Origin of the sequence: Rugamonas rivuli, from assembly GCF_009380165.1 — a bacterium.
GTDB classification, from domain to species: Bacteria; Pseudomonadota; Gammaproteobacteria; order Burkholderiales; family Burkholderiaceae_D; genus Rugamonas; species Rugamonas rivuli.
In genome coordinates this window covers 892,326-912,920 of the sequence record NZ_WHUF01000001.1, presented here as the reverse complement: position 1 = coordinate 912,920, position 20,595 = coordinate 892,326, and the positions used below count along the sequence as shown (strand labels likewise).

Genomic DNA, 20,595 nt, shown 5'->3' with positions numbered 1-20,595 from the left:
ACTCGTTTGAGCGCGCTCAAACTCTGGCCGGGACCGCGTTTTACACTTTAACCAACATTGTGATGGTGTTGGTCAGAGGTGTACCATGAAAAATCATAGCTCGGCGAGGGCAGGATACGACACCTTTTTATGGTACCGGGAGGCGGCCGAGCGCGGCGATCCTTATGCCCAGTTCAACCTGGGCTTGGTCTATAAAAAAGGGCAGGACGTGGCGCGCGACGATACGCGCGCGTTCTACTGGATGCTCAAGGCAGCCCAGCAGGGTCTGGCGTTTGCCCAGAATCACCTGGGCGTGATGTACTACAACGGCCGCGGCGTCGCCAGCAACGACAAGGAAGCCGTGCGCTGGTTCCGCGCCGCCGCCCTGCAGGGCGAAGTATCGGCGCAGCAAAATCTCGGGCAGATGTATAAAAAAGGGCGCGGCGTGGCCCGCAACGACGAGACCGCCTTGTCGTGGTTTTACCGCGCCTCCGAGCAGGGCGTCGCCAGCGCGCAGACGCTGCTGGGCGAGGCTTATGTGCATGGCCGTGGCGTGCGCCGCAACTATCCGCTGGCGCTGGCGTGGTTCCGCAAGGCCGCGCTGCAAAACGACGCCAGCGCCCAGCTCAATCTCGGCTTGATGTACCGGAACGGCCACGGCGTGGCGCGCAACGATGCGCAGGCGCTGGCCTGGTACCGGCAAGCCGCCGCCCAGGGTTGTGCCGTGGCCCAGCGCATGGTGGGCGTCGCCTACGCCGAGGGACTGGGCGTGGCGCCCGACCTGCTGCGCGCCTACGCCTGGCTGTTGCGCGCGGCGGAGCAGGAGGATGGGGACGCCCAGTTCAATCTCGGCATCATGCTGGCCAACGGCAAGGGCGTGGACCGCGACGACGAACTGGCGTTCACCTGGTACCGGCGCGCGGCCGAGTCCGGCCATGCGCTGGCGCAGTACAACCTGGGCGGCATGTATGCGCGCGGGCGCGGCGTGCCGCGCGACGAGCAGCGCGCGCTGGAATGGTACCGGATGGCGGCCGAGCAGGGGGCGCCCAACGCCCAGTTCAATGTGGGCGTGATGTACGCCAACGGCCAGGGCGTGGCCAAGGACGAGGCGCGGGCGGTGGCCTGGTACCGCTGCGCGGCGGAGCAGGGAGACGCCAGCGCGCAAAACAACCTGGGCGTGATGTATGCCCACGGCCTGGGTGTGGCCTGCGACGAGGAAGTGGCCGTGAGCTGGTACCGCAGGGCGGCCGAGCAGGGCCACGCGCTGGCGCAGTTCAACCTGGCCGGCATGTACGGCAGCGGCCGTGGCGTGGCGCGCGACGATCAGGCGTCCTGCATGTGGCTGACGCTGGCGGCGGAATCCACCGAATTGGCGGCGGCCAGCCAGCGCAAGAAAACCGAACTGAGCTTGACGCCGCAGGCGATGGCCGCCGCCGGCGAAGCCGCCCGCCGTTGGCGCGCGGCCCATGCCGTGCAGGCGCGGCCGGCCTGAGCCTGCACCGGTCAGGCGGTCTGCTGGCGGCGATCCATGAACAGGCTGTTGCCGTGGATTTTCTTGGCCTGTTTCTTCGACTCGGCCGCTGCGGTGGCGATCTGGTGGTGGGTGTAGTACTGGTGCGGTTCGACGCGGATCGCACCGATCGACAGGCTCATCAGCGAGTAAAACACTTTCTTCCCTTGGCGGTCTTCGCTGATGTAGCCGCCGCGGTCGCGGTCGTCGATGCTGTAGAAGTCCAGCACATGGCGGCTGAACTCGTCCAGGATGGCGCGGCAGCGCGCTTCCCAATCCTCGCTCTGGAACAGGATCATGAAGTCGTCGCCGCCGATGTGGCCGATGAAGTCGCGGTCGGCATCGCTGTGCTCGCTGAGCAGCTTGCCGGTCAGCTGGATGACGTCGTCGCCCCGGCGGTAGCCGTAGACGTCGTTAAACGGTTTGAAGTGGTCGAGGTCGACGTAGCACACCCAGAAGCGCGCGCCGCTTTCCAGCAGCCGGTCGATATGCTCGTTGATCGGCACATTGCCCGGCAGCTGGGTCAGCGGATTGGCGTAGCGCGCGGCGTTGATCTGCATCTGCGTGATCTCGCGCATCAGGTCGTGGCCGGTGCCCATGCCCAGGTAACGGCCCTGGTCGGTGATGATGAAACCGTTGAACAGATGATGGGCGTCGGCCTGCACCATGCGGAAGCTCAGGTCTTGCAGGCTGGTGTCCTTGTCGGCGATGAGCGCGTTGGCGTCCATGAACTGCTTGCACGATTTTTTACCGTACAGCTCGCGCTGGTAGGGGCGGGCGAAGTGGTCGATCATGTCGAAGCGGCTGATCAGGCCCAGCGGCACGCCATGGTCCACCACCGGAATGATCAGCAGCTTGGGGTGCTTGACGAAGATTTCGTACACCTCGTTGTTGTTCATGCTGGACGGCACGGCGTCGACCTGGTGCAGCAGCTTGTAGATGCTGGCGCCGTGCTTTTCGCCGCCGCGCTGCGGGTACACCGCCACGCCGTTGCGCGCCAGTGCCTTGACCACCTCGGCCGGCGCGGCCCGGGCCGGCTGCGCATGCGGACGTCCCAGGTGGTAGCCCTGGCCGAAGGCGACGCCGACATCGCGCAGCACCAACAGCTCGGCCTGGGTCTCTATGCCCTCGGCGATGACCAGCGTGTCCGACTTGTCGGCGATCTCCTGGATCGAACGCACGAATTGCAGCTTGACTGGATCGTGGTTGATGCCCTGGATGAAGTGCATATCGATCTTGACATACTCGGGCCGCAGCTCCGACCACAGCCGCAGGCTGGAAAAGCCTTCGCCCAGATCGTCGATGGCGATCTGGAAGCCCATGGTGCGGTAATGCAGCACCGCCTCGCGCATCAGTTCGTAGTCGTAGGTGGGCTGGTTCTCGGTCAGCTCGATGATGACGCGGTCCGGGTTGATGCCGATCTGGTGGATGTATTCCAGCGTCTCGCCATGGCGGGCGTCGCGTTGCAGCAGGCATTCCGGGCTGACGTTGAGGAACAGCTTGCCCGGCAGATCCAGCTCGGCGAAGCGCTCCAGCACCACGCGCCGGCACAGGTGTTCGACCTCGACCGTCAAACCGTTGGCGCGCGCCACCTTGAACAGATTCATCGGCGCGTGCAGCGGGCTGTCGGACGGACCGCGTATCAAGCCTTCGTAGGCGATGATCTCGCCGCTCTGCATGTGCACGATGGGCTGGAACAGCGCGCTGAGCTGGCGGCGGGCCAGGATATCGTAGAGATGCGCGCGCAACACCGCCTCTTCGTCCTCGGCCTGGGGCGGCAGATAAATGATGTTGGAGTTGAGGACGGTATTCACGATGTACTTGCCAAAAGTCTGTTTAACTGTACGATCCTATAGAGATTTTGTGACCGGTTAATGACTTGCGGAAATATTTTACGACTATCGGTGAAAAACAACTCTGTGGATTATTGCCCAGGCGCTACAATCGCAGCTACGTCTTCACAATCAGGCCACCCATGCATCGTCACACCTTACGCCAGGCGCTTTTCCCCCTGTTATTGCTGAGCACGGCAAGTGCCGGCGCCACCGGCATCGCCGTGCAGGTGCAGGATGCCGCCGGCAAGGTGCTGCCCGATACCATCATCTATGTCGAACCGGAAACTGGCCCGACCACCGGCCGTGCACCGGCCACGGCGGAGATCGAGCAAAAAGGCTTGAAATTCGTGCCGCTGGTCAGCGTGGTCCAGACCGGCGCCAAGATTTTCTTCCCGAATAACGACAAGGTCCGCCACCACATCTACTCGTTCTCGCCGGCCCACAAATTCGACCAGAAGTTGTATTCCGGCCAGTCGGCGACGCCGCAGATCTTCGATAAAGCGGGTACCGTTGTACTCGGTTGTAATATCCATGACAAAATGGTGGCGTATGTCAAAGTCGTCGACACGCCGTACTTCGCCAAGACCGATGGCGCCGGCGCCGCCCGCATCGAACTGCCGGCCGGCGGCAAGTACGTGGTCAAGGCCTGGCACTACAACACCGTCGGCGGCGCCACGCCGGAGCAGGTGTTGACCGTCAAGGCGGGCGACGCGTTGGCAACCGCCGTGTTCAAGCTGCCGATGAAACCGCCGGCGGCCGACGACGCGGCGTCGTCCACTCTTTAGGGGATAGTCCGAGCATGCGTATGCGCTTCCGTAGCCTGGAAAGCCGGATCGTCACACTGTTCCTGGTGTTGGTCGTGGCTGTGCAGTTGATCGGCCTGCTGGTGATCCAGCGCGGCATCGACAACAATGCGCGGCTCGCCATCAGCAGTGAGCTCAACAACGGCTCCAAGGTATTCCGCCGCCTGCTGGACCAGAACGCCCAAAGCTTGCGCTTCGGCGCGCGATTGCTGGCGCGCGACACCGCCTTCGTCGCCGCCATCGGCAACAACGACGAGAGCGACCGCGCCACCATCGAATCGGCGCTGGTCAACAGCGGCCGCCGCATCAAGGCCACGTTGACGATGCTGATCAGCTCCGAGCGCAAGATCAGCGTATCGACCAACAACGGCCAGTCCGCCGCGCTGGAAAAACAAGTCGTCAGCATGCTCGACGCCGCCGAAGCGTCGGACGGCGCCAACGGCATCGCCATCGTCGACCACCGGCCTTACCAGATCGTCGTCATGCCGATCAAGGCGCCGATCACGATTGGCTGGATCGTCATGACCTTCCCGATCGACCGCCAGCTGGCAACCGACATGCGCGAGGTCAGCTCGCTCGACACCACCGTGCTGACCCGCGACCCGCAAGGCAAATGGCTGGCCGTCGGCTCGACCTTCGGCGGCCCGACCGCGCAGACCGTGGTCGACCAGCTGCAAGCCTTGCCCGGCGCGCCGGCCGGTCCGTTCGACCTGATGCTGGAAGCAGGGAAGTACAGCGCGCGCCTGCTGGCCATCGGCCAGTACGGCGACCAGACCGCCAACGTGCTGCTGGCCCGCTCCATCGATGAAGCGACCGCCGAGTACAGCCGCCTGGAACGCTGGCTGATCGGCCTGACGCTGGGCGGCATCTTCCTGTCGGCGCTGGCCATCGTGTTCACCGCCAAGCGCATCGCGCAGCCGATCAGCGAACTGGCCGACACCGCCAAGCGCCTGGAGCAGGGCGACTACAAGGGCCAGATCGACACCAGCCGCGAAGACGAAATCGGCGCGCTGGCGCACGCCTTCGACGCCATGCGGGAAGGGATCGCCAAGCGCGAACAGGAAATCCGCCGCCTGGCGTACTGGGACACGCTGACCAATCTGCCGAACCGCGCGCAGTTCGTGCTGCTGCTGGACGACGCCCTGGCCGAAGCGGCCAAGCGCGAGGAATCCGTGTTCGTGCTGATGATGGACCTGGACCGCTTCAAGCACGTCAACGACGTCATGGGCCACAGCTTCGGCGACGCCTTGCTGCGCCAGGTGGCGGGGCGCTTGCAGCTGCTGCTGGCCAACCGCCGGCAATCGTCGGCGCAGGTGGCGCGGCTGGGCGGCGACGAATTCGCCGTGCTGCTGCCGGACTCCGACCTCGATTCAGCGCAGCGCATGGCGGCCGAGATCCTGCAGGCGCTGGAGACGCCGCTGTCGCTGGAAGACCAGATGGTCGACATCGGCGCGGGCCTGGGCATCGCCGGCTATCCTGAACACGGCAACCACGGCGAGGCTTTGCTGAGCATGGCCGAGGTGGCGATGTACGCGGCCAAGCAGCGCAACGACGGCGCCGTGGTCTACGACGCGGCGATGGACAAGTCCAGCGAGAAGAGCCTGTCGCTGTTGACGGAGCTGCGCAACGCCATCGAGCGCAACGAGTTCCGCCTGCACGTGCAGCCGAAGATCATGCTCGATACCGGCAAGGTGGTGGGCATGGAGTCGCTGGTGCGCTGGGTCCATCCCGAGCGCGGCAATGTGTTCCCCGACGAGTTCATCCCCTTCGCCGAGCAGACCGGCTTTATCCGCGTGCTGACGCGCTGGGTGATGGAGAAGTCGGCGGAGCTGTGCCACGAGCTGGCGGCCAAGGGTTATCCGCTGAAGGTGTCGGTCAACCTGTCCACGCGCGACCTGCTGGACCAGGACTTGCCGGCCAAGTTTGCCGAAACGCTGGCCCGCCACAAGCTGGCGCCAAGCTCGTTCTGCCTGGAGATCACCGAGAGCGCGATCATGGACGATCCGGTGCGCGCCCAGAACACGCTGGAGCGCCTGAGCGCGATGGGCGTCGATTTGTCGATCGACGATTTCGGCACAGGCTACTCGTCGCTGGCCTACCTGAAACGGCTGCCGGTGAATGAGCTCAAGATCGACAAGTCCTTCGTGCTGAACATGGAGAACGATGTCGGCGACACCAAAATCGTCCGCTCGACCATCGACCTAGGCCACAACATGGGCCTGCGCGTGGTGGCCGAGGGCATCGAGAGCGAGGCCGTATGGCGCCTGCTGGCGGAGCTGGGCTGCGACCAGGGCCAGGGCTACTTCATGAGCCGTCCCATCCCCGGCGACCAGCTGATCGCCTGGCTGGAGAAATGGCAGGCGCCGATCGCCATCCCGGCGCCGGACTACAGCGAAGTCGAAATGGGCAGTTGATTTTTCGGATACCCGCATCGCGCTCTATCCGGAAAATTTGCATTTTGGTTAGCTGAATCTGCAGTACATCGCATAGTTTGGACGAGCATTGCGCGGCCTCCTAAGATGGCGGATTCCATCTATCTGAGGAGGCTTTTCATGCAGCGTCTAATCGCCGGTATCCTTGTTGCTGCCGTGGTCCACGGCTACGTTGGCGCGGCTGAAGCGCCAGTCTCCTCGCAATTCAAGCCCGGCGCATGGAAGCTGCAACGGGGGTCGTCGAACGAGGTGCTGGTGCTCGGCACGGCCCACCTGTCGCAACTGCCGAAGACCTTCGATCCCGCCAATCTAAGTTTGCTGATGGACCGCCTGGCAAGCTGGCAGCCGAAGGCCATCGCCATCGAAGCGCTGTCCGGGCCGCAGTGCGCCTTCATGCGCGCCTATCCCGAGCGTTACGCCGATACAGTCAAGACCTATTGCTGGGACACGGCGCCTGCCGCCAGCGCCACCGGCCTTGACGTGCCGGCGGCCACCGCGCAGGTGGACCGTCTGCTGGCTGCCTGGCCGTCGGCGCCGTCGGCAGCCCAGCGCCGCAAGCTGGCGTCGCTGTTCCTGGCGGCGGGCGAGCGCGCATCCGCAACGGTGCAATGGCTGCGCCTTTCGGCCGAAGAGCGGCACGCCGGCGACGGCCTGAATGATCAATTGGTGGAGATCCTGGAAAAGCTGCGATCAAAACGCAATGAAGACTATCTGATCGCCGCCCAGCTGGCCGCCCGCTGCGGGCATGAACGGGTGTACCCGATGGATGACCACACGTCCGACTTCGACGTCGCCGATGAAAAGGCCTACGGTGCGGCGATCATGAAAGCGTGGGACAACTCGTACAGCGCGGCGCGCAAGCGCCAGGACGATGCCCTGCGCGCCGACCTGGCGACACCGGCCGGGGTGCTGGCGATGTACCGTGCGCATAACGCCGCCGGCGCCGCCGAACAGGTGCTCCACGCCGACTTCGGCGCCGCGCTGGAAGAGCCTTCGCCCCAGCATTTCGGCCGCACCTACGTCGGCGCCTGGGAGACGCGCAATTTGCGGATGGCGTCCAACATCCGCGAGGCGATGTCCGCGCGGCCCGGAGGCCGTATGCTTGTCATCGTCGGCGCGTCGCATAAGGGCTATCTGGAAGCCTACCTGGACCAGATGCAGGATGCGCGCATTATCAGCACCGACGCCATCCTGCGCGCCGAATAAAACACGCCGATAACGCTTTCCTATCATTGCTTATTTGTTACAAAGCAAGCTATGATCGACAGCTGCAGCCGTTGTGGCGACGGCTGTCATTGAGCCCTGGCGGCGCCGCAGCGCGGTTCGCCGCTTCCGAATATTTTTCGATTTTACGGACTTTCGCATGAAGCATATCAAGCGCGCCGCTCTGGTGGCTGCCGTCCTGCTGGCGCACAGCGCCTCCGCCCAAACCTGCGCCGTTGCCGGCCCTGGCGTGAGCTATCCCGCCACCCGCACCGTCGACCAGACCGACGACTATCACGGCGTCAAAGTGGCCGACCCTTACCGCTGGCTGGAAGACGCCAACAGCGACGAGACCCACGCCTGGGTCGTCGCCCAGAACAAGCTGACGCAGGACTACCTGTCGCAGATTCCCGGCCGCGACGCGATCAAGAGCCGCCTGACCAAGCTGTGGAACTTCGAGCGTTTCAGCGTGCCGTTCAAGGAAGGCGGCCGCTATTTCTACAGCCGTAACGACGGCCTGCAGAATCAATCGGTGCTGTACACGATGAAGACGCTGGCCGACGTGCCGCGCCTGCTGCTCGACCCGAACACCCTGGCCGCCGACGGCACCGTCGCCCTGGCCGGCCTGGCGGTGAGCCCGAATGGCAAATACCTGGCCTACAGCACCGCCGCTTCCGGCTCCGACTGGAACGAGATCAAGGTGCGCGATATCGACAGCGGCAAGGATATCGAAGACCACATCAAGTGGGTGAAGTTCTCCAGCACCGCATGGCTGCACGACGGTTCCGGCTTCTTCTACAGCCGCTACGACGAGCCGAAGGAAGCGACCAAGCTGGCCGACGTGAACTACTTCCAGAAGCTGTACTTCCACAAGATCGGCACGCCGCAAAGCGCGGACACGCTGGTTTACGACCGTCCGGACCACAAGGACTGGGGCTTCGGCGGCGAAGTCACCGAAGACGGCCGCTTCCTGATCATCACCGCCTCGCAGGGCACGGAGAACAAGAACCGCGTCTACTACAAAGACCTGTCGCGCAAGGACGCCAAGGTGGTGCCGTTGCTGGAGGACTTCGACGCGTCGTATAACTTCATCGGCAACGACGGCATGGTGTTCTGGTTCCGCACCGAGCGCAATGCGCCGCGCGGCCGCATCGTCGCCATCGACACCCGTAAGCCCGGTGTGCTGAACTGGAAGCAGATCGTGCCGGAAAGCGCCAACACCATGGTGTCCGCTTCCGTGGTCAACAACCAGCTGCTGGTGGACTACCTGAGCGACGCCCACAGCCTGGTCAAGGTGTTCGACCTGAAAGGTAAGCCGCTGCACGATATCGAACTGCCTGGCCTGGGTTCGGCCGGCGGCTTCGGCGGCAAGCGCACCGACACCGAGACCTTCTACTCGTACACCAGCTTCACCACGCCAAGCACCATCTACCGCTACGACCTGAAGGCCAACAAGAGCAGCGTGTATCGCCAGCCGAAAGTGGACTTCGACCCGGCCGCGTTTGAAACCCGCCAGGAGTTCTTCACCAGCCGCGATGGCACCAAGGTGCCGATGTTCATCGTATCGAAAAAAGGCCTGAAGCTGGACGGCAGCAATCCGACCTACCTGTATGGCTACGGCGGCTTCAACGTCTCGCTGACGCCAGCGTTCTCGGTCGCCAACCTGGCGTGGCTGGAAATGGGCGGCGTCTACGTGATGGCCAACCTGCGCGGCGGCGGCGAGTACGGCGAATCGTGGCACGCGGCGGGCACCAAGCTGCAGAAGCAGAATGTGTTCGATGACTTCATCGGTGCGGCTGAATGGCTGATCGCCAACAAGGTGACGTCGCCGGCCAAGCTGTCCATCGGCGGCGGTAGCAACGGCGGCCTGCTGGTCGGCGCGACGATGACGCAACGCCCGGACCTGTTCGCGGCGGCGATTCCGCAAGTGGGCGTGCTGGATATGCTGCGCTTCCATAAGTTCACCATCGGCTGGGCATGGACTTCGGACTACGGTTCGTCCGACAACGCCGACGAGTTCAAGGCACTGTTCAAGTACTCGCCGCTGCACAACCTGAAGAAGGGCACCTGCTACCCGGCCACCATGATCACCACGGCCGACCATGACGACCGCGTGGTGCCGGCGCACAGCTTCAAGTTCGCCGCTGCGGCGCAGGCCGACCAGGCTGGCGCAGCGCCTATCCTGATCCGCATCGACAGCAAGGCCGGCCACGGCGCAGGCAAGCCGACCACCAAGCAGATCGAGGAAGTGGCTGATCGCTGGGGCTTCCTGACCCGCGCGTTGAAAATGGACGGCGCTGCCGAAGCGGTCAAATCCGCAGGCCAGCAGTGAGGCCCGCGCCGGCCGCCGGGCCGCTGCTGCTCGCCATCCTGATGCTGGGCGTGGCGCCAGTAGCGCCGGGGCTGGCCACCGCCGCCGATAACGCGGCCGCCGCGACCGCGCCGGCATCGCCGAAGAAGATCGCCGATGCCACGCGTGGCCTGCAATCGCAGCCGGGCTTCATCGACGTCTGGCGCGACACGGACAAGGGCAGGGTGCTGCTCTCCGTGTCGTCGCTGGACCAGCCCTTTCTGCTGCTAAGCTCCTTGCCCTATGCGCTGGGCTCGAACGACGTCGGCCTCGATCGCGGCCAGCCGGGCGAGATGCGCATGGTGCACTTTGAAAAACACGGCGCCCGCCTGTTCCTGGTCCAGGAGAACACCAACTTCATCGCCGCCTCTGCGGACAAGGACGAACGCGCCGCCGTCGCCGAGTCGTTTGCCAGCGGCGTGCTGTGGTCCGGCGAGATCGTCGCCAGCGAGGGCGAACGCCACCTGGTCGATTTTTCCAGCTTCCTGCTGGCCGACCGCCATGGCATCGCCGCGCGCCTCGCCGCCGCCAAGCAGGGCGCGTATCAGGTCGATGCTGCGCGCAGCGCGGTGCTGGCAGATCAGGCCAAGGCCTTCCCGGACAACGTCGAGCTGGAAGCGCTGCTGACCTTTGCCGGTCCGGGCCAGGCCGACTACGTGCGCCAGGTGGCCGCAGACGCCAGCAGCTTGTCGCTGCGCCAGCGCATCAGCATGGTGCGCCTGCCTGCTGTCCGCGCGCAGGCGGGCGGCTGGCTGCCGCGCAGCTACCATCCATATTCCGGCGGCTTCGACGCCAACTACTACGATTTCGCCACGCCGCTTGCCAGCAGCATCGATGTGCACTGGCAGGTGCGCCACCGCCTTGAGAAGACCGATCCGTCGGCGGCGGTCAGCACCGTCAAGAAACCCATCGTCTACTACGTCGACCGTGGTGCACCCGAACCGGTGCGCTCGGCCTTGATCGCCGGCGCTTCGTGGTGGGCCAGCGCCTTCGAGAAGGCCGGCTTCAAGGACGCCTACCGCGTCGAGCTGCTGCCCGAAGGCGTGGACGCGATGGACATCCGCTACAACGTGATCCACTGGGTACACCGCGCCACGCGCGGCTGGTCCTACGGGAATGCGCTGACCGACCCGCGCACCGGGCAGATCATCCGTGGCGCCGTCACGCTGGGTTCCCAGCGCGTGCGCCAGGACATCCTGATCGCCGAAAGCCTGCTTGCACCGTACGGCAAAAACGCCCCGGCCGACAAGCAGAAGCTGGCCGAGGCGATGGCATTGGCGCGCTTGCGCCAGCTGGTCGCGCACGAAGTGGGCCACACGCTGGGCTTCGCCCACAACTTCGCCGCCAGCCGCATGGGCAATGGCTCGGTGATGGATTATCCGCACCCCATCCTCAAGCTGGACGCCAAGGGCAACGTCGATATCGCCGATGCCTACGGTGTGGGCGTCGGGCCGTGGGACGACTACATCGTCAAGTACATCTACGGCGACTTCGGCGGCGGCGCGCAGGAACAGGCGGCGCTGGCCAAGCTGCGTGCCGATGCGCGCGCGGCCGGCATGCTGTACTCCAGCGACCAGGACGACCGCTCGCCCAGCTCCAGCCATCCCGACGGTCTGCTGTGGGACTTCGGCCCGGACTCGATCAAGACCTGGGACCAGTTGGGCGCCGTACGCCAGCGCGCGCTGCAAACCTTCTCGGTAGACGTGCTGCCGGATGCGCGCCAGATCGGCGAGCTGGAAGCGCGGCTGGTGCCGGTCTATCTGCTGCAACGTTATCAGGGCGAGGCCGTTGCGCGCTTGATCGGCGGCGGCGATTTCGATTACGCCAGCAGCGGCGACGTCAAAGCCGGCATCGCCAAGGCCGGCGTCAAGGCCACGCCGGCGGCCGTGCAGCGCCAGGCCTTGAGCCGCTTGGTGGACAGCCTGCGCGCGGAGTACCTTGCGCTGCCGGCCGGCGTGCTCGATATCCTTACGCCGCCGGCCATGGGCCATGAACGCAGCCGCGAATACTTCGCCACCCGCATGGATTCCGTGTTCGACGCCTTCTCGATCGCCGAGGCGGGCGCCGCGCAGACCGCCGGCTTCCTGCTCGACCCGGCCCGCATCAATCGCGTCGCCTGGCAGCATGCGTGCGACGCGCAGCAGCCGGGCGTGCAGGAGGTGCTGTCGCTGCTGTTGCAAAAAACCTGGAAGCGCGAGCCGGTACCCGCCTCGGTGGCGGGTGGCGAAGCGGTGCAGCTGGCCGCCAACTGGGTCGTGGTCGACGCTACGCTCAACCTGCTCGACGACGGCAAACTGCATCCGCAGGTGGCGGCGGAAGTGCGCCAGGCCGTACGTGAGCTGGCGCAATGGCTGCAAAAAAATCCCGGCAAAGGTGTCACCGCTGACAGTCGCAAGCAGGCCGCCGAGCTGATAGCGGCCTACCTGAGCGATCCGCGCAGCGTCAAACTGCGGGCCATGCCGGCGATCCCGCCGGGCGCCCCGATTTGACCCTCCAAGGCCGCGCGCACCAAAATGACGCCTTATTTCGGTGCGCACGGCCTTGGTGCAGATTCATGCACAAAATAAAAACACCGTGAAATCAAGTACTTAAAATTTGCACCAAATTGGAACGAATATTGCTTTTAACGATACTCGTTGTCAATTTTTGCTTTATTTTGGGGAGAGATTTTGATGGGTGGATACAAAGACGGCGCCGATGCATTGTTCATACTGCTTGGCGCCATCATGATTTTGGCCATGCATGCCGGCTTCGCGTTTCTGGAGCTGGGCACGGTGCGCAAGAAAAACCAGGTCAATGCGCTGGTCAAGATCCTGGTGGACTTCGCAGTGTCGACGATTGCGTATTTTTTCGTCGGCTACAGCATCGCCTATGGTGTCAATTTCTTCTCCTCGGCCGAGGTGCTGGCCGCCAAGAACGGCTATGAGCTGGTCAAATTCTTCTTCCTGCTGACCTTTGCCGCCGCCATCCCGGCGATTATCTCGGGCGGCATCGCCGAGCGGGCCCGCTTCCATCCTCAATTGATCGCCACCGCGCTACTGGTGGGGCTGGTCTATCCATTTTTTGAAGGGATAGTCTGGAACCATCGTTTCGGCGTGCAGGAGTGGCTGGCGTCGGCCCTCGGCGCCGAGTTCCACGACTTCGCCGGCTCGGTGGTGGTGCACGCGGTGGGCGGCTGGATCGCGCTGCCTGCGGTGCTGCTGCTCGGCGCGCGCCGCGGCCGCTACATGAAGAACGGCGCCATCGCCGCCCATCCGCCGTCGTCGATTCCCTTCCTGGCGCTGGGCGCGTGGATCCTGACGGTGGGCTGGTTCGGCTTCAACGTCATGAGCGCGCAGGCGCTCGACAAGATGAATGGACTGGTCGCCGTCAACTCGCTGATGGCGATGGTCGGCGGCACGCTGGTCGCGCTGCTGATGGGGAAGAACGATCCCGGCTTCGCCTACAACGGCCCGCTGGCCGGCCTGGTGGCGGTGTGCGCCGGCTCGGACCTGATGCATCCGCTGGGCGCGCTGGCCACCGGCTGCATCGCGGGCGCGGTGTTTGTGTGGATGTTCACGCTGGCGCAAAACAAATGGAAGATCGACGACGTGCTGGGCGTGTGGCCGCTGCACGGCCTGTGCGGCGCCTGGGGCGGCGTCGCTGCGGGCATCTTCGGGCAGAAGGCGCTGGGCGGCATCGGCGGCGTATCGTTCGCCGCGCAGCTGGGCGGCACCTTGCTGGGCGTGGCGATCGCGCTGGCAGGCGGCTTCGCCATCTACGGCGCGCTGAAAGCCACGCTGGGCCTGCGCCTGGATCCGGAAGAAGAGTTCCAGGGCGCAGACCTGTCGATCCACCGCATCAGCTCCACGCCGGAGCGTGAATCGAACTGGTAGGCGTAGCTTAAAACACCGGCTCAGTTCCAGCCCACCCGATCGTTCCAGAAATCGCTCCACACATGGTTGTCGAAGCCGATGACGAATAGATCGAGATTGCCCGGCGCGCGCGACACGGCCGCAATGTGCTGGTGCTCCCGATCGAACACCGCCTGGCCCGGCAACGGGAACCAGTCGGCGTTCCAGCCGGCGTGGTCGTTCCAGAACGTGCTCCAGACGTGGTTGTCGAAGCCGATCACGAACAGGTCGAGATTGCCGTGGGCGCGCGATACCACGGCGAGTTTCTGCCTCTCGCGATGGAACTCCGCATTGCCGGGCAAGGGGAACCAGTCGCGGTTCCAACCCGTCTGGTCGTTCCAGAAGGTGCTCCAGGCGCGGTTGTCGAAGCCGATGACGAACAGGTCGAGATTGCCCGGCGCACGCGACACCGCCGCGATCTGCTGGTGTTCGCGGTCGAATACCGCCTGGCCCGGCAGCGGGAACCAGTCGGCGTTCCAGCCGGTGTGGTCGCTCCAGAACGTGCTCCAGACGTGATTGTCGAAACCGATCACGAACAGGTCGAGATTGCCCGGTGCGCGCGACACCGCCGCGATCTGCTGCTTCTCGTGGTCGAACACCGCGCGGCCTGGCAGCGGGAACCATTCGCCATTCCAGCCTGTGCGGTCATTCCAGAAGGTGCTCCAGACGTGGTTGTCGAAGCCGATCACGAACAGATCGAGATTGCCCGGTGCGCGTGAGACCGCCGCGACCTGCTGGTGTTCGCGGTCGAATACCGCCTGGCCCGGCAGGGGGAACCAGTCGGCGTTCCAGCCGGTGCGGTCATTCCAAAAAGTGCTCCAGATGCGGTTGTCGAATCCGATCACGAACAGATCGAGATTGCCGGGCGCGCGCGATACCGCCGCGATTTGCTGGCGCTCGCGGTCGAATACCGCCTGGCCTGGCAGCGGGAACCAGTCGGCGTTCCAGCCGGTGCGGTCGTTCCAGAACGTAGTCCAGACGTGATTGTCGAAGCCGATCACGAACAGGTCGAGATTGCCCGGTGCGCGCGATACCGCCGCGATCTGCTGCTTCTCGTGGTCGAAGACGGCCGCGCCGGGGAGTGCGAAGAATCCCGAATCCAGATAGGCTACCGTGAGCGCATCGGTTGCCAGGTCAACGTTGGTCAACGGCCGTCCGAACGCGACGATGTTGGTCGAGTCGCCGTTTTTTGGGTCGGCGCTGGCGGTGCCGTTCGCATCGGAACCCATCGCCGCCAGGAACTTGACCGGAGTGAATCGGGGCAGGGACGTATCGGGTTCGCCGGTGTTCGGCGCCTCGACGATCCACTCCACGCTGTTGCCGTTGAACGAAGCGCCGGGCGGCGGAGCGAGCTGGATGCTGAAGTAGCGTCCCCGGTCGACATTACCGAACATCACGTAGCCCTGGCCGTTCTGGTAGTGCACGCCGGCGAACACCTCGTCGCCCGGTTCGATGGGCATGTTCTCGATGTTGGTCTGGTAGATGTAGTCCGGCGACCCATTCACCTTCGGCGCGAACCATTCGTACCAGGCGACGTAGGTGGTGGAGCCGTCGGCGCCGACGGATTGCTGGACGCCCGCCTGCAGCACATCGTTGGAACCGTAGGCCCCGTCGATGCCGACCCAGGACGAGGAGTCCCAGCCGCCGTCGGTCCCGGCTGGGGTTGAGGGAACAGTCACTACCGGCACCCTCCAGATGCCGACGGCGTGCGCCCAGGTTCCCGGGATGGTGCTGCCAGCCCAATTGTTGGAGGTGTATGCGGTGTCGGAGATGCGTTTCGGCGGCGTCAGGAGATGGGTGACGCCGATCTGCGGCACCAGATGGGGGACTATGCGCGCGTTATCCGGCCACACGCGACTGAGCAGCCGCTGACGCAGCGCGGCGACGTGCCTGTTTGCGTGGCCCAGCGGCCCGGCGAGCAGTTCGTTCGCAATGGCTTCCGAGTGACTTGCATGGGCATCGGCTACGGGCGTCAACCACTGGATCGCCTTGACGCCGGAGAGGTTGGTATTTGCGAGGAGGGTGTAGGGTTTCTTGGGGGCGAGTGGCATTGGATACTCCCGATGTAAAAACACTAAGTTTTACATGTTAGTAAACAATGCGCGAAGGTCAAGGAATATCGTATGACCTTCCCATGCAAGGGATCAGCGGTGTATCACCACCAGCAGCGCCTTCGCCTCGGTCTTGCCGACGTTGCGGATGATGTGCTGCTGGTCCCCCGGGTAGCGCGCCGTGCTGCCCAGCTTTACCTTCTTCTTGTCGGGGCCGACCTCCACCTCCACCGAACCGTGCAGCAGCGTCAGGTGCTCCTGCGCGCCGGGATCATGGCCCTGCGAGGCCAGTTCGCCACCCGGCACCAGCGTCAGTTCATACCACTCGTATTTGCTGGCCAGCTCCAGCGGGCCCAGGATGCGCAGCACATAACCGGCGTGATGGCCGGGCAGGGTGGGGATCTCGTGCGCCTCGATCACGCGCACGGTCTCGGTCTGCCTCTCGGCCGTCGCCAGCAGCTCGCCGATCTGCACGCCCAGCGCGTTGGCCAGCCGCCAGGTGATGGCGATGGTCGGATTCGCCTTTTCCCGCTCGATCTGGGACAGCATCGATTTGGAGACGCCGGCGATGCGGGACAAATCCTCCAGCGTCAGGCCACGGGCCAGGCGCAGCCGCTGCAGGGCTGCGCCGACTTCTGGAGGTGCATTCGTCGAAACGGGAGTATTCATTGTTTTATTCGGCAGATGGGCTAAATTTCAAGTGAATCGCTGCGCGTTGATGGCTTGCGCAGTTCACTGGTGTTCTGTAATATTCGATATATTGAATTTGAGTTCGACATAACGGATTTCGTATAACGCAGTGAAATCGTACCACAGACAGGGACCCATCATGACCATTCCAGCAAAAACCACCTTCTTCAGCGGCCTGCAACAGAACCTCGACCAGTTGCGCGAGCAGGGCCTCTACAAGCCAGAGCGCGTTCTGGCTTCGCGCCAGGGCGCGGAAGTGACGAGCGAGGATGGTCGAATGCTGATCAATATGTGCGCCAATAACTACCTGGGCCTGTCCGGCCAGGAGTGGGTGGCGCAGGCGTCCATCGATGCGACCGAGAAGTACGGCTACGGCCTGTCGTCGGTACGATTCATCTGCGGCACCCAGACCGTGCACAAGCAGCTGGAGCAGGCGATCTCCAAGTTCCTCGGCACCGAAGACACCATCCTGTACGCGGCCGCCTTCGACGCCAACGGCGGCGTGTTCGAGCCGCTGTTCGACGAAAACGACGCCATCATCTCGGATGCGCTGAACCACGCGTCGATCATCGACGGCATCCGCCTGTGCAAAGCCGCGCGCTTCCGCTATGCCCATAACGATATGGCAGACCTGGAAGTGCAGCTGCAAGCGGCCGCCGGCAAGCGCCATAAAGTCATCGTCACCGACGGCGTGTTCTCGATGGACGGCACCATCGCCCAGCTGGACAAGATCTGCGATCTGGCCGACAAATACGGCGCGCTGGTGATGATCGACGAATGCCACGCCTCCGGCTTCATGGGCGCGACCGGCCGCGGCACGCATGAGCACCACAACGTCATGGGCCGCATCGACATCATCACCGGCACCCTGGGCAAGGCCCTGGGCGGCGCGATGGGCGGCTTCACCTCGGCGCGCAAGGAAGTGATCGACATGCTGCGCCAGAAATCGCGTCCTTACCTGTTCTCGAACACGCTGGCGCCATCGATCGCAGGCGCCTCGCTGGCCGTGCTGCAAAAGCTGTCGGAATCGACCGAACTGCGCGACCGCCTGCACGAAAACACCGCCTTCTTCCGCAAGGAGATCGAGCGTATCGGCTTCACCATCAAGCCGGGTACGCACCCTGTCGTTCCTGTCATGTTGTTCGATGCGCCCGTCGCGCAGAAATTCGCGGCACGAATGTATGAGCTGGGCGTTCTGCTCAGCGGCTTCTTCTACCCGGTGGTCCCGATGGGCCAGGCGCGTGTGCGTGTCCAGCTGTCGGCGGCCCACACCCGCGCCCAGCTGGAAACCGTGCTCAAAGCATTCGAACAGGCAGGCCATGAACTCGGCCTGCTGAAGAACTAAACATGAAAATCGTCAGGAACAATAATATGAACACTCAAGAACGCATCCTCGTTATCGGCGCCAATGGTCAGATCGGCAGCGAGCTGGTAGAAGCGCTGGCCGCCCAACACGGCGCGCAGAACGTCATCGCCGCCGACATCAGCCCGACCAATCTGTACAACGCGGCGCGCTATACCACGCTCAACGTGCTGGATAAGGTCGCGCTGTCGGCGCTGGTCACCGACGAGGGCATCACCCAGGTCTACCAGCTGGCGGCGATGCTGTCGGCCACCGGCGAAGCGGCGCCGCTGAAAGCCTGGACGCTGAACATGGACGGCCTGCTCAACATCCTGGAAGTGGCGCGCGAACGCGGCGCCATCGGCAAGCCGCTGCGCATCTTCTGGCCTTCTTCGATCGCTGCCTTCGGCCCGAACACGCCGGCCGTCAACACGCCGCAAACCACGGTGATGGACCCGACCACGATCTACGGCATCAGCAAGCTGGCAGGCGAGCGCCTGTGCGAGTACTACTTCATCAAGTACGGCGTGGACGTGCGTTCGATCCGCTACCCAGGCATCATCAGCTTCAAGTCGCCACCGGGCGGCGGCACCACCGACTACGCCATCGCCATCTTCCACTCGGCGCTGCGCGGTGAACGCTATGAGTGCTTCCTCGGCCCGCAGACCACGCTGCCGATGATCTACATGCCCGATGCTATCCGCGCCACCATTGAACTGATGGACGCGCCGGCAGCACAAGTGAAGGTCCGTTCCGCTTACAATGTGGCCGGCGTGTCGTTCAACCCGGAACAACTGGCCGCCGCGATCACCCGCGCACTGCCGGACTTCAAGATCGGCTACAAGCCGGACAGCCGCCAAGCCATCGCCGACACCTGGCCGCAAAGCCTGGACGACGCCACCGCGACCGCGGACTGGGGCTGGAAAGCCCGCATCGGCGTCGACGAGATGGTGGCCGACATGCTGGCCAACGTCGACGTCCACCTGGGCAAAGCAGCGTAATTCAACACACTATAAAAAAGAGAGACATCTGATGGACATGAGCGTATTCGACCTGTTTAAAATCGGCATCGGGCCGTCGAGTTCCCACACCGTGGGGCCGATGGTGGCGGCACGCCGTTTTCTGCTCGATAGCGCTCCGCTGGACGATGTCACCGGCGTCACCGCCGAGCTGTATGGTTCGCTGGCGCTGACCGGCGTCGGCCACGCGACCGACAAGGCGGTGATCCTCGGCCTGATGGGCGAAACCCCGCAGGACGTGGTGCCGACCAACGTCGACGTCCAGCTGGCGCAGGCCGAGCAGGCGGGCGAACTGCGTTTGCTGGGCACCCACAAGGTGCCGTTCAAGCGCGGCGTCAACCTGGTGTTCCACATGGCCGAGTCGCTGGCCGAGCACCCGAACGGCATGCGCTTCACGCTGACGCGCGCCGACGGCAGCACCTTCAGCAAGGTGTACTACTCGGTCGGCGGTGGCTTCATCAAAGAGGAGGGCGAGGCCCATCAGGCCGCGCCGACGGTGGGCAGCGCGCCGGCCGCCGAGATTCCGTTCGCCTTCGATACGATGGACCAGCTGCTGGCCCACGGTGAGCGCACCGGCCTGACCATTCCGCAGATGCTGCGCACGAACGAAAACGTCAAGCGCACCGACGAGGAAGTCAACGCCGGCATCGACAAGATCTGGCACGTGATGCGCGACTGTATCGCCCATGGCCTGGACACGCCGGGCCAGCTGCCGGGCGGCTTGAACGTCAAGCGCCGCGCCGCGAATCTGTGGAAACAGGCCAGCGACGCCAAGGCTTCCGACAACCGCGCCAACGACCTGCCGCACGATGCGCTGCACCAAGTCAGCCTATACGCGATGGCGGTCAACGAGGAAAACGCAGCAGGTGGGCGTGTTGTCACCGCGCCGACCAATGGCGCGGCCGGCATCATCCCTGCGGTGCTGCGCTACTACGCGGAAGACTGCAAGCCTAGCGATCCTGTCACCGGCGTGCGCAACTTCATGCTGACGGCTGCCGCCATCGGCATGCTGTGCAAGCGTAATGCGTCGATCTCCGGCGCGGAAATCGGCTGCCAGGGCGAAGTGGGCGTGGCCTGCGCGATGGCGGCGGCCGGACTGGTGGCGGCACTGGGCGGCACCAACGCCCAGATCGAGAACGCGGCCGAAATCGGCATCGAGCACCACCTGGGCATGACCTGCGACCCGATCGGTGGCCTGGTGCAGATTCCGTGCATCGAGCGTAACGGCATGGGCGCGGTCAAGGCGATCACCGCCGCCTCGCTGGCGCTGAAGGGCGACGGCACCCACTTCGTCAGCCTCGACGAAGTGATCGAAACCATGCGCCAGACCGGCGCCGACATGCAGGCCAAGTACAAGGAAACGTCGCTGGGCGGCCTGGCTATCCACGTCATTACGGTGAACCACGCAGCCTGCTGATACGCCGGGAAAGTCCGGCTTGGGTGATGGCAAAACAACAGGATTTTACGGGAATCGGCCGGGCGCACTAT

The 20,595-nt window shown here is 64.3% G+C and carries 13 protein-coding genes; 10 read left to right on the top strand and 3 right to left on the bottom strand.

Going from position 1 to position 20,595, the window contains the following annotated elements:
• Positions 1–85: 85 nt before the first annotated feature.
• Positions 86–1,471 carry a tetratricopeptide repeat protein gene (locus GEV01_RS03860; RefSeq protein ID WP_152801821.1) on the top strand — a complete coding sequence of 462 codons (1,386 nt, stop codon included), beginning with the start codon at positions 86–88 and terminating at the stop codon, positions 1,469–1,471.
• Positions 1,472–1,482: 11 nt separating this feature from the next.
• Here GEV01_RS03860 and GEV01_RS03855 read toward each other — a convergent pair whose 3' ends face one another.
• Positions 1,483–3,303 (bottom strand): GGDEF domain-containing protein, encoded by a 1,821-nt coding sequence (locus GEV01_RS03855; protein WP_328595430.1) that lies wholly within the window; start codon positions 3,301–3,303, stop codon positions 1,483–1,485.
• A 161-nt stretch (positions 3,304–3,464) separates the two neighbouring features.
• Between GEV01_RS03855 and GEV01_RS03850 the strand changes: the two genes are divergently transcribed.
• From GEV01_RS03850 to GEV01_RS03825, 6 genes are all read left to right on the top strand, one after another.
• Positions 3,465–4,109 carry a methylamine utilization protein gene (locus GEV01_RS03850; RefSeq protein WP_152801819.1) on the top strand — a complete coding sequence of 215 codons (645 nt, stop codon included), beginning with the start codon at positions 3,465–3,467 and terminating at the stop codon, positions 4,107–4,109.
• Between the two features lie 14 nt (positions 4,110–4,123).
• On the top strand, positions 4,124–6,541 hold the full coding sequence (locus tag GEV01_RS03845) for a putative bifunctional diguanylate cyclase/phosphodiesterase (RefSeq protein WP_152801817.1): 2,418 nt from the start codon (positions 4,124–4,126) through the stop codon (positions 6,539–6,541).
• A gap of 138 nt (positions 6,542–6,679) precedes the next feature.
• A complete protein-coding gene (locus GEV01_RS03840) occupies positions 6,680–7,765 on the top strand; it encodes a DUF5694 domain-containing protein (RefSeq protein ID WP_152801815.1) in 1,086 nt (361 codons plus the stop codon).
• A 157-nt stretch (positions 7,766–7,922) separates the two neighbouring features.
• Complete coding sequence (locus tag GEV01_RS03835) at positions 7,923–10,094, top strand: prolyl oligopeptidase family serine peptidase (RefSeq protein WP_152801813.1); 2,172 nt, start codon at positions 7,923–7,925, stop codon at positions 10,092–10,094.
• Positions 10,091–12,601, top strand: coding sequence for a zinc-dependent metalloprotease (locus tag GEV01_RS03830; protein ID WP_328595429.1), 2,511 nt, complete (start codon positions 10,091–10,093; stop codon positions 12,599–12,601). Before GEV01_RS03835 ends, GEV01_RS03830 begins: the two co-directional genes overlap by 4 nt.
• Positions 12,602–12,784: 183 nt before the next feature.
• The gene (locus GEV01_RS03825; RefSeq protein WP_152801811.1) at positions 12,785–13,987 is read left to right on the top strand and encodes an ammonium transporter; all 1,203 of its coding nucleotides are present in this window, start codon (positions 12,785–12,787) and stop codon (positions 13,985–13,987) included.
• Positions 13,988–14,007: 20 nt separating this feature from the next.
• On the opposite strand, the gene GEV01_RS03820 is transcribed toward GEV01_RS03825, so the two are convergent.
• Together GEV01_RS03820 and GEV01_RS03815 are read right to left on the bottom strand one after the other, a co-directional pair.
• Complete coding sequence (locus GEV01_RS03820; protein ID WP_152801809.1) at positions 14,008–16,056, bottom strand: G1 family glutamic endopeptidase; 2,049 nt, start codon at positions 16,054–16,056, stop codon at positions 14,008–14,010.
• 93 nt (positions 16,057–16,149) lie between these two features.
• Positions 16,150–16,725: a helix-turn-helix domain-containing protein gene (locus GEV01_RS03815; RefSeq protein WP_008448302.1), complete on the bottom strand. Its 576-nt coding sequence runs from the start codon at positions 16,723–16,725 to the stop codon at positions 16,150–16,152.
• A gap of 160 nt (positions 16,726–16,885) precedes the next feature.
• Between GEV01_RS03815 and kbl the strand changes: the two genes are divergently transcribed.
• The 3 genes from kbl to GEV01_RS03800 are packed head-to-tail and all read left to right on the top strand — an operon-like array spanning position 16,886 to position 20,524.
• Positions 16,886–18,091 carry a glycine C-acetyltransferase gene (gene kbl / locus GEV01_RS03810; RefSeq protein WP_152801807.1) on the top strand — a complete coding sequence of 402 codons (1,206 nt, stop codon included), beginning with the start codon at positions 16,886–16,888 and terminating at the stop codon, positions 18,089–18,091.
• Positions 18,092–18,117: 26 nt separating this feature from the next.
• Complete coding sequence (locus GEV01_RS03805; RefSeq protein ID WP_070267079.1) at positions 18,118–19,089, top strand: NAD-dependent epimerase/dehydratase family protein; 972 nt, start codon at positions 18,118–18,120, stop codon at positions 19,087–19,089.
• 31 nt (positions 19,090–19,120) lie between these two features.
• Complete coding sequence (locus GEV01_RS03800) at positions 19,121–20,524, top strand: L-serine ammonia-lyase (protein ID WP_152801805.1); 1,404 nt, start codon at positions 19,121–19,123, stop codon at positions 20,522–20,524.
• Positions 20,525–20,595 lie beyond the last annotated feature (71 nt).

Excerpts from the sequence above, each read along its gene's own strand:
- GEV01_RS03805 (WP_070267079.1), top strand. The coding sequence starts at position 18,118 with ATGAACACTCAAGAACGCATCCTCGTTATCGGCGCCAATGGTCAGATC.
- kbl (WP_152801807.1), top strand. The coding sequence starts at position 16,886 with ATGACCATTCCAGCAAAAACCACCTTCTTCAGCGGCCTGCAACAGAAC.
- GEV01_RS03850 (WP_152801819.1), top strand. The coding sequence starts at position 3,465 with ATGCATCGTCACACCTTACGCCAGGCGCTTTTCCCCCTGTTATTGCTG.
- GEV01_RS03835 (WP_152801813.1), top strand. The coding sequence starts at position 7,923 with ATGAAGCATATCAAGCGCGCCGCTCTGGTGGCTGCCGTCCTGCTGGCG.
- GEV01_RS03800 (WP_152801805.1), top strand. The coding sequence starts at position 19,121 with ATGGACATGAGCGTATTCGACCTGTTTAAAATCGGCATCGGGCCGTCG.
- GEV01_RS03825 (WP_152801811.1), top strand. The coding sequence starts at position 12,785 with ATGGGTGGATACAAAGACGGCGCCGATGCATTGTTCATACTGCTTGGC.
- GEV01_RS03860 (WP_152801821.1), top strand. The coding sequence starts at position 86 with ATGAAAAATCATAGCTCGGCGAGGGCAGGATACGACACCTTTTTATGG.
- GEV01_RS03840 (WP_152801815.1), top strand. The coding sequence starts at position 6,680 with ATGCAGCGTCTAATCGCCGGTATCCTTGTTGCTGCCGTGGTCCACGGC.
- GEV01_RS03820 (WP_152801809.1), bottom strand. The coding sequence starts at position 16,056 with ATGCCACTCGCCCCCAAGAAACCCTACACCCTCCTCGCAAATACCAAC.
- GEV01_RS03815 (WP_008448302.1), bottom strand. The coding sequence starts at position 16,725 with ATGAATACTCCCGTTTCGACGAATGCACCTCCAGAAGTCGGCGCAGCC.
- GEV01_RS03845 (WP_152801817.1), top strand. The coding sequence starts at position 4,124 with ATGCGTATGCGCTTCCGTAGCCTGGAAAGCCGGATCGTCACACTGTTC.